7 protein-coding genes and 1 pseudogene are annotated in these 8738 nt (G+C 37.4%); 3 read left to right on the top strand and 5 right to left on the bottom strand.

Annotation, left to right across the window (positions count from 1 at the left end; genetic code table 11):
• Positions 1–1608 (top strand): protein translocase subunit SecF (secF, locus tag RUH60_RS11225; RefSeq protein WP_313808341.1); only part of this gene is annotated, 1608 nt, incomplete at its 5' end.
• 299 nt (positions 1609–1907) lie between these two features.
• Here the strand turns inward: secF and RUH60_RS11220 are convergent.
• From RUH60_RS11220 to folE, 5 genes are all read right to left on the bottom strand, one after another.
• A complete protein-coding gene (locus RUH60_RS11220; RefSeq protein ID WP_313808339.1) occupies positions 1908–2303 on the bottom strand; it encodes a hypothetical protein in 396 nt (131 codons plus the stop codon).
• A 1-nt stretch (position 2304) separates the two neighbouring features.
• Positions 2305–3234 (bottom strand): prolipoprotein diacylglyceryl transferase, encoded by a 930-nt coding sequence (gene lgt / locus RUH60_RS11215; RefSeq protein ID WP_313808337.1) that lies wholly within the window; start codon positions 3232–3234, stop codon positions 2305–2307.
• A gap of 83 nt (positions 3235–3317) precedes the next feature.
• Positions 3318–3542, bottom strand: coding sequence for a membrane protein insertion efficiency factor YidD (yidD, locus tag RUH60_RS11210; RefSeq protein ID WP_313808335.1), 225 nt, complete (start codon positions 3540–3542; stop codon positions 3318–3320).
• Positions 3543–3598: 56 nt separating this feature from the next.
• Positions 3599–5080: a cysteine--tRNA ligase gene (cysS, locus tag RUH60_RS11205; protein ID WP_313808333.1), complete on the bottom strand. Its 1482-nt coding sequence runs from the start codon at positions 5078–5080 to the stop codon at positions 3599–3601.
• Between the two features lie 36 nt (positions 5081–5116).
• On the bottom strand, positions 5117–5788 hold the full coding sequence (gene folE / locus RUH60_RS11200) for a GTP cyclohydrolase I FolE (RefSeq protein ID WP_313808331.1): 672 nt from the start codon (positions 5786–5788) through the stop codon (positions 5117–5119).
• A gap of 399 nt (positions 5789–6187) precedes the next feature.
• Here folE and RUH60_RS11195 point away from each other — a divergent pair, with 399 nt between their 5' ends.
• Both RUH60_RS11195 and RUH60_RS11190 read left to right on the top strand, forming a co-directional pair.
• Positions 6188–6610, top strand: coding sequence for a hypothetical protein (locus RUH60_RS11195; protein WP_313808329.1), 423 nt, complete (start codon positions 6188–6190; stop codon positions 6608–6610).
• Between the two features lie 6 nt (positions 6611–6616).
• Positions 6617–8738 (top strand): annotated as a pseudogene (locus tag RUH60_RS11190) (CUB domain-containing protein); the annotation flags it as partial.

The raw sequence follows: 8738 nt of genomic DNA, 5'->3' as shown, positions 1-8738 counted from the left end.
AAAGACTTAGCAAACATCTTAAGAGCTGGTAAATTACCTGCTTCTGCAGAAATTGTACAAAAAGAAGTTGTTGGACCGTCATTAGGACAACAAGCTATCGATAATGGTATCATGTCATCAATCGTTGGTTTAGCGTTAGTATGTTTATGGATGGTATTCTACTACGGTAGAGCTGGATGGTATGCAAACGTTGCCTTGATTGTTAACTTATTATTCTTATTCGGAATTTTAGCAAGTTTAGGCGCAGTATTAACATTGCCAGGTATCGCAGGTATCGTATTAACAATGGGTACTGCGGTGGATGCGAACATCATCATCTATGAGCGAGCAAAAGAAGAATTACGTCACGGAAAATCATTAGCCGATGCAGTAGATTCTTCATACAGCTGGCATGGTGCTATGCGTTCTATCATTGACGCGAACGTTACGCACATCTTAACTGGTTTAATCCTTTTCATCTTTGGAACAGGGCCAATCAAAGGTTTCGCGACTACCTTGTTAATTGGTATTTTCACGTCATTATTTACAGCGATTTTCATTGCAAGAATGTTCATCGACAGAGATATCAAAGCGGGAAGATCATTAATGTTTGCAACGCCAACAACTAAAAACTGGTTTACCAACTTCAACTTCGATTTCATCAAAGCTAAGAAATGGACGTATATGATTTCATCTTTAGTTGTGATTGTAAGCTGTATTTCCTTTGCAATTAACGGATTGGATGAAGGTGTAGATTTCGTAGGAGGTAGAACTTTCCAGGTGAAATTCGAAAAACCAGTTGATCCATCTGAAGTGTCTGAGAAATTAGGAACTGAGTTTGGTGTAAACGTAGAAGTAAAAGAGTTTGGTAACCCAAGCCAGATGCGTATCATCACGAAATACAAAGTAGAAGAAGACGGAGTAGGAGTAGATAAAGAAGTAAACGAGAAATTGTACAACGGTTTGAAATCGTACTACGCAAGCAATATTTCATACGACGAGTTCATCAACACGGCTGAAGGTAAAACTTTAGGTGTGGTTCAGTCTACGAAAGTAAGCGCAACAGTTTCTGACGATATCAAAACCAATTCATTCTGGGCGGTTATCGGAGCGATGTTGGTAGTAGGATTGTACTTAGCGGTATCTTTCCGTAAATACCAGTATTCATTAGGCGCGATTGCTGCGGTAGCGCACGACGTTATCTTCGTATTGGGAACTTACTCGTTGTTATACAAATTCATGCCTTTCCATATGGAAATGGACCAGCACTTTATCGCTGCGATTCTAACCGTAATTGGTTACTCGATGAATGATACCGTAATTGTATTCGACCGTATCCGTGAGTTCATCGCAGGTAATACAAAAGGTGATTTCAACAAAATTGTAAATGATTCAGTTAATACAACTTTATCAAGAACAATCAACACCTCATTAACCATGATTATCGTATTGTTGATCATGTTCATTTTCGGTGGTGAGTCGATTCGTGGTTTCATCTTCGCGATGTTAATCGGTATCGGAGTTGGTACATACTCTTCATTATTCTTAGCAACGCCGGTATTAGTAGATACTATGCCTAAATCAGATAAGAAAGAAGTAGAAAGACTACACGAAGCAGCCAACGCTTAATCGTAGTTTATATAAATCAAAAGCCGTTCAGGAATGAGCGGCTTTTTTTGTTTGTACAGTAATGGCTTGGGCGTGTTTGCGAACGTAATTCCTGCCCTACACTGCAATCTTTTTACTTACTGAACACCAGCAAGTAAAAAGGATTTCCGTTGCGGTCAGGAGTAGCTGTATGCTTTTGGAGTGTCTGTGAAGTGTAGTAAATATTTCGTAGCAAAATAATTGCTACGGTTTTCTTGCTACAAGCTTTTAGTAGCATTTGTTTAAAATTAAAAAGGTCAGTTGTTAAACTGACCTTTTTGTTATTGTATCGCTTTTAAATAAGCTTTAATTGGTTGTTCTTCTGAAACGATTTCGATTTTGCATTCCCCTTTTTGAATATCAAGTACTTTTAGATTTAATTTGAAGTTGTTTTGTGTGTCTTCAATGATTAAACTTTTGTTTTCTTTGTTGAAAGTCCAAGTACCTTTTAAAATAGTCCCGTTGCTTGAAGAAAACGCTTTGTGGTCTTCAGAGAGAATCAAAACGTCAGTTTCATGACCTTCTCTAGGTGGAAAAAACGTTCCGTTGATTTCATACTTTTCCAGTTTCCATTTATTGATGAGAAGCGCTTCAGTATCCTTAACCTCTTGAGATTGCGCAATAGTGGTATAGAATAGCAAAAGAGGAAAAACTATTCTAGAAATAAATGAAGACATATTATTGTGCTTTTTTAAACGCATTATTAATCAAATAAGCCCCAATTGCTATAAAAGGTAAACTCAGCCATTGTCCGGTAGAAAAAAGGGCTGTTTCAGAATTATCTGCAAAACCATGCTGGCTTTCTTTTACGAACTCGACTAAAAAACGAACGGTCCATAGTAGAACTAAAAATAACCCAAAAAGATAACCTTGCTTTTCTCTGGCATTAGTTTTCCAATACAAGTAAAATAAAATAGCAAATACAAAAATATATCCAAATGCTTCGTAAAGCTGAGCAGGGTGTTTTACCACAACATCATTTAGAAGAGTAATATATTGAGGATTACTTTCAATTGCTTCGTATGCAGCTTTTGGATCAGTAATTCCGGTCTTGTCAACAGCTTCCAATGCACTATATTGGTCACGAATAAATTTTACACCAAGGGATGAAGTGGTTTCTTTTCCCACAATTTCCGAATTGAAGAAATTCCCCAAACGCACAAAAATTGCACCACTCGACACCGGAATTACAATTCGGTCTAAAATCCATAAAATCGGTTTGTGTATAATCTTTCGGCTATAATAAAACATAACCAAAATAATAGCAATTGCAGCTCCGTGACTTGCTAAGCCGGCAAATCCTGTGAATTCAAATTGCGGTTCAAATCGGAATGGTAGTAAAATTTCTAATTTGTGGTCTTTGAAATGGTTCCAATCGTAAAAGAAAACATGACCTAAACGTGCTCCCAACAAAGTAGCAAATACCGTGTAAATGAATAAAGAATCCAGTTTTTCAAGCGATTCGCCTTCTCTTTCGTAAATGCTTTTCATCAAATACCAGCCTAAGCCGAAAGCGACAATAAACATCAAACTGTAAAAACGAATCATGAAAAATCCTAAGTCAATACCTTCAGAAGGATTCCATACGAAGTATAACGATTGTGTCATAGAAAATGTATTCTTTATTTCGGTAAAAATAAGAAATGAAAAATAGTGAAGCGAGTAAAAAGGGTTAATTTAATCAGAAAATTTTACGGCACCGGATCGTAGCCACTTCCGCCCCAAGGATTACAGCTTCCAATGCGTTTTATTGCTAACCATCCGCCTTTAAATAATCCGTGTTTTTGTAAAGCTTCAGCGGTATAGTGAGAGCAAGTAGGCGAGTAGCGACAAACACCCGGCGTAAACGGAGAAATCGCAACCTGATAGAAGCGAACCAGGAAAAGGAAAGGGAATATTAGAATCTTTTTCAGCATATATTCAAAAAAAATGATGAAGTTTTGGCTCCATCATTCTTAATAGTATAATTGATTTACAAAGTAAAAGTCGTTCCGTCTTTGCCGTCTTTTAAAAGAATGCCCAAGTCGTTTAATTTGTCTCGAATTTCGTCTGAAAGTGCCCAGTTTTTGTTGGCTCTCGCTTCATTTCGCATCGTAATCAGCATATTGATAACGCCTTCCAGTTTGTCGTTGTTGGAAGAAGCTTCGTTCTTATCTTGTAACCCTAAAATGTCGAAAACAAAAGTGTTCAAAGCGGTTTTTAGAGTATCTAAATCTTCTGTAGTTAAACTTTCTTTAGCTTCTTTGATTAAGTTGATGTAACGAACAGCTTCAAACAATTGTGCAATCAAAATCGGTGTGTTGAAATCGTCGTTCATCGCATCATAACACGATTGTTGCCATCCTTTGATATCGATAGTGGATTGGTTTGCAGAATTAAGTTTGTTTAAATCGGAAACAGCTTCCATTAAGCGGTTGTAGCCTTTTTCAGAAGCTAACATGCCTTCGTTGGAAATGTCCAAAATGCTTCGGTAGTGCGCTTGTAAAAAACAAAAGCGAACCACACTCGGATGGAATGGTTTTTCGAAAAAGTCATTATTACCGTCGAATAATTCCATCGGTAAAATATAATTTCCAGTCGATTTACTCATTCTTTGGCTGTTCATGGTCAACATGTTGGCGTGCATCCAATAATTTACAGGCGAATGACTGTTGCAAGCTTTTCCTTGAGCAATTTCGCATTCGTGGTGTGGGAATTTCAAATCCATTCCGCCGCCGTGAATATCAAAATTCTGACCTAAATATTTCGTACTCATTGCAGTACATTCCAAATGCCAACCCGGAAATCCGTCACCCCAAGGGGAAGTCCAACGCATAATGTGAGCTGGGGATGCTTTTTTCCAAAGGGCAAAATCAGCAGCGTTTCTTTTTTCGTCCTGACCGTCCAAATCACGAGTATTAGCCAGTAATTCGTCGATGTTTCGGTTGCTTAATTCGCCGTAATTTAAGCCTCGTTTGTTGTATTCTAAAACGTCAAAATATACGGAGCCGTTACTTTCGTAAGCAAAACCGGTTTCAATTAGTTTTTGCGTAATTTCAATCTGTTCAATAATGTGACCGGTTGCGGTTGGTTCAATCGTTGGTGGCAACAAATTAAAAAGTTGTAAAACCCTATGAAAATCAACAGTATATTTTTGTACAACTTCCATCGGTTCCAATTTTTCCAAACGGGATTGTTTTACAAAACGATCGTTTTCCACATTACCATCATCCGTTAAATGTCCGGCATCAGTAATGTTTCGGATGTATCTCACTTTATAATCCAAATGCTTGATGTAGCGGTACACCATATCAAAAGACATGAAAGTTCGGCAATTTCCCAAGTGAACGTTGCTGTAAACGGTTGGTCCGCAAACGTACATACCTATGTGACCTTCGTGAACGGGTTTGAACAGTTCTTTTTCACCAGTAAGGGAATTGTAAATCTTTAACGTCTGATTCTGATATAATTGCATAGGAATATGAGCTAGTAAACGATTGGAACTATTCGGTTAGAAATTGGTTTCCATTTTGATGTAATCTAAAAACTCTCTGCGAACTTTGTCTTCTTTGAACTTTCCGCCAAATTCAGCCGTAACGGTGCTGCTTTCAATGTCGCGAATACCTCTCGAATTTACGCAAAGGTGTTTCGCATCGATAACACAAGCAACGTCCTGAGTATTCAAAACTTGTTGTAATTCCTTAACAATCTGAATGGTTAAACGCTCCTGAACTTGCGGTCTTTTAGCGTAATAATCTACGATTCGGTTCATTTTGGATAGACCAACAACAGTTCCGTTGGAAATATAAGCTACGTGTGCTCTTCCAACGATTGGTAATAAATGGTGCTCACAAGTAGAGTAAACAGTAATGTTCTTTTCTACGAGCATTTCACCGTATTTGTATTTGTTTTCAAATGTAGAAGAACCCGGTTTTTTATGAGGATGTAATCCGCCGAAAATTTCTTTCACAAACATTTTAGCTACACGGTTTGGAGTGCCTTTCAAGCTATCGTCGGTTAAGTCTAAGCCAAGAGTGTTTAAGATGCTTTCTACATCTTTTTTGATTGCATTGATTTTTTCGTCATCGGACATTTCAAAAGCATCAGAACGTAAAGGTGTTTCAGCGTTTGTTGCAATATGATCGTCACCTAATTGATCATTCAAATCGTCGTTGTGAATCATTATATACGGTATGGTGTTTATGGTTAAAATCAACGCAAAGATAATTAATTAAACTGAATCACTCATTATCGATAAATTGATAATTATTTTCGGTGAAATGTTAATAATTGTTAATAACTTTTTCACAAAAAACAACCGATTTGTTTGAAATAAATCATTATAAAGCCCTTGTTTTATTGGTGTTTTAAAGATAATTTACTGATATCTAAATATTTTTGAGAATATATTTTTTATTTTACTAAAGTTTTGCATATTTGTTAATTAACAAAAAATTAATATTTCAAGAACAATATGTTGGAAAACTACGTATCAGAAATTCACATCTTTTTTATAAAGCGAACCACTTTTTCGCACCAATTTTTATCCTTAACAATTTTTAATTAATAATATATGATTGCTATGAAAAAAATTCTTTTTGTAGTGGCTTTGCTTTTTTGTCTTTTAAGCAACGCTCAAAATCAAACAAATAGTTATTCCTCTAAACAAATTGAGGTTTTTATTAAAGAAGTTTTTGGTGATTCAGCTGATGAACTCGTCTTTAAATCTGAGACGGATCGATTGCAATTGATAACCGATTTTTTTTCCAGAGTTGAAGTAAAATATGTTCCCGAATTACGAGGTAAAGGTTTTAAATCTTTAGATGATGTAAAACTATCAAATAAATATAATTCGGGTTTGAAAAGAGATGTAAATGTCAATCTTTCAACATTTAATCCTTTAAAATATGATGTTTCAATGCTGCCAAAAGAGCGCGAAATATATAGAATTGGGAATACGGATTATATCTTGATAATTAAACCAGTAGAAAATACCATAAACTAAAGGTGTATGAAAAGAATACTACTACTCTTATTTTTTGTTTCTTTTTCTGTTTTTGGACAGAATTATAATATGCAAAACGGAACAATTACTACATGTTCCGGAACTTTTTATGATTCAGGTGGAAATGGAGGAAACTATGGAATTGACGAAAATTATCAATTAACGTTTTGTCCGCCTGCACCGGGCACTTATATACAATTGCAATTTACCGCATGGAACGTAGAGGGGGAACCTTATGATTTTATGACAATATACAATGGTAATGGAACAGGAGGTGCTGTAATTGCAAATTATGGGGATGCATCACCACTAACATGTGGAAGTGGATTGATAGGTTCTAGTGACCCTTCTGGTTGTATCACAATACGTTTTGTGTCAGATGATATTTTGCAGTATAGTGGCTGGACTGCTACTATTTCCTGTAGCGCAACACCTTTTAGTCCTCCATCTGCCGGTAACGCGGTTTGTTCTGGTGCAGATCCATTTTGTGCTAACTCTGGGCCTTCATTACAGTTCCCAAATACAACAGGAACATGTAGTCCAGCTGTGCCTGGAGCAGTTATCACAAATACCTGTTTAATCAGTGCACCTCGACCTGCTTGGTATTTTCTTGAGGTTGATACAGCTGGGCCAATCAATTTAACAATTGCTCAAACTACAGGTCCTAACGGAACTGGAACCGGATTGGATGTTGACTATGCAATATGGGGACCTTTTGCAAATCAATCGGCTGCTTGTGCAGATTTTACACAAGGTGATTGTACTGCCGATCATACATGTACAGGGAATGTCGTCGATTGTAGTTATAGTATATCTGCAACCGAGACCGCAGTAATACCTAATGCGCAGGTCGGTCAAGTTTATATGGTTTTAATTACCAATTTTAATGGTAGTGCTGGGTATATAACAATGACACAAACTAATGCTGGAAATTCAGGTGCTGGATCGACCGATTGTTCAATTGTTTGTCCTGTTGCCACTGGAATTAATCCAACATGTGGAGGTACAAATGGTTCTATTACAATCGACGGTTTAAATCCAAGTACATCTTATAATATTACTTATTTGGATGACGGAACTCCTGTAGCTGTTACATTGACTAGTAATGCTGCGGGCCAGGTTATTATAACTGGATTGAATGCAGGTAATTATACGAATATATTGACCAACTTTCCTGGATGTGCATCAGCCCCATCAAATGTTGTGCTTTCAGGAGGAGGACCGGCACCAAGCCTTACAAGTGTAACTAATAATTCGGCTATATGCTCGGGTAACAATGCTGTTTTTAATTTGACAGGGACGGCAAATGCGACAGTCACATACAATATTAATGGAGGGGCGTCTCAAACGGTACTATTGAATGGATCAGGTGTAGCAACTGTTACGGTTCCTTCTGTAGTTTCAAATACAACATTGAATGCAACTTCAATAGCATCAGCCGGAACACCATTAACTGCAAATGGTCTTTCTGCAACAGGAGGTACTACACCTGCAAATTCAACAGGTGCAATCTCGGCTTCAGGTTCAGCTGCTAGTGCTGCCAATTGTACTTTGGTAGACGGAACCGCAACAACATTAACAATAACTTTACAACACACTGTCCCTGCAGGTACGGTAATCACAATAAGTACAGCTATTGATAATGCAGCTGGCGTTGTTAATATTGGAGACGGTACAGCAACAATTGGCACATTTAGTGGAGGAACACAGGACGTACTGCAATATATTACTGTTACAACAACAGTAGCTACTAATACTATTGTAATTACAAGAACAGCAGGAAGAGTGTGGATTGATGGTGTACAATATACATTTACTCCTCCGGGTTGTACATTGCCATTAGCAACATCGAGTACAGTAGTTGTTAATCCATTAAACACTATAGCTGCAGGAGTTAATAGAACGACCTGTATCAACTCAGCGATTACTAATATTACATTGGCTACTACAGGAGCAACAGGAGCTACTTTCAGTGGATTACCAACAGGAGTTACGGGTTCATGGGCCGGTAACGTTGCTACGATTACAGGAACGCCAACAGTATCCGGAACCTTCAATTATACGGTAACTACAACAGGCGGATGTCCACCTGCAGCTACTACAGGAACAATTACGGTTACTCCATTAA

The organism is Flavobacterium sp. (genome assembly GCF_032153895.1).
Lineage (GTDB): Bacteria > Bacteroidota > Bacteroidia > Flavobacteriales > Flavobacteriaceae > Flavobacterium.
Note: the sequence above shows the minus strand (reverse complement) of the source record. Positions and strands in the feature narration are given on the sequence as shown.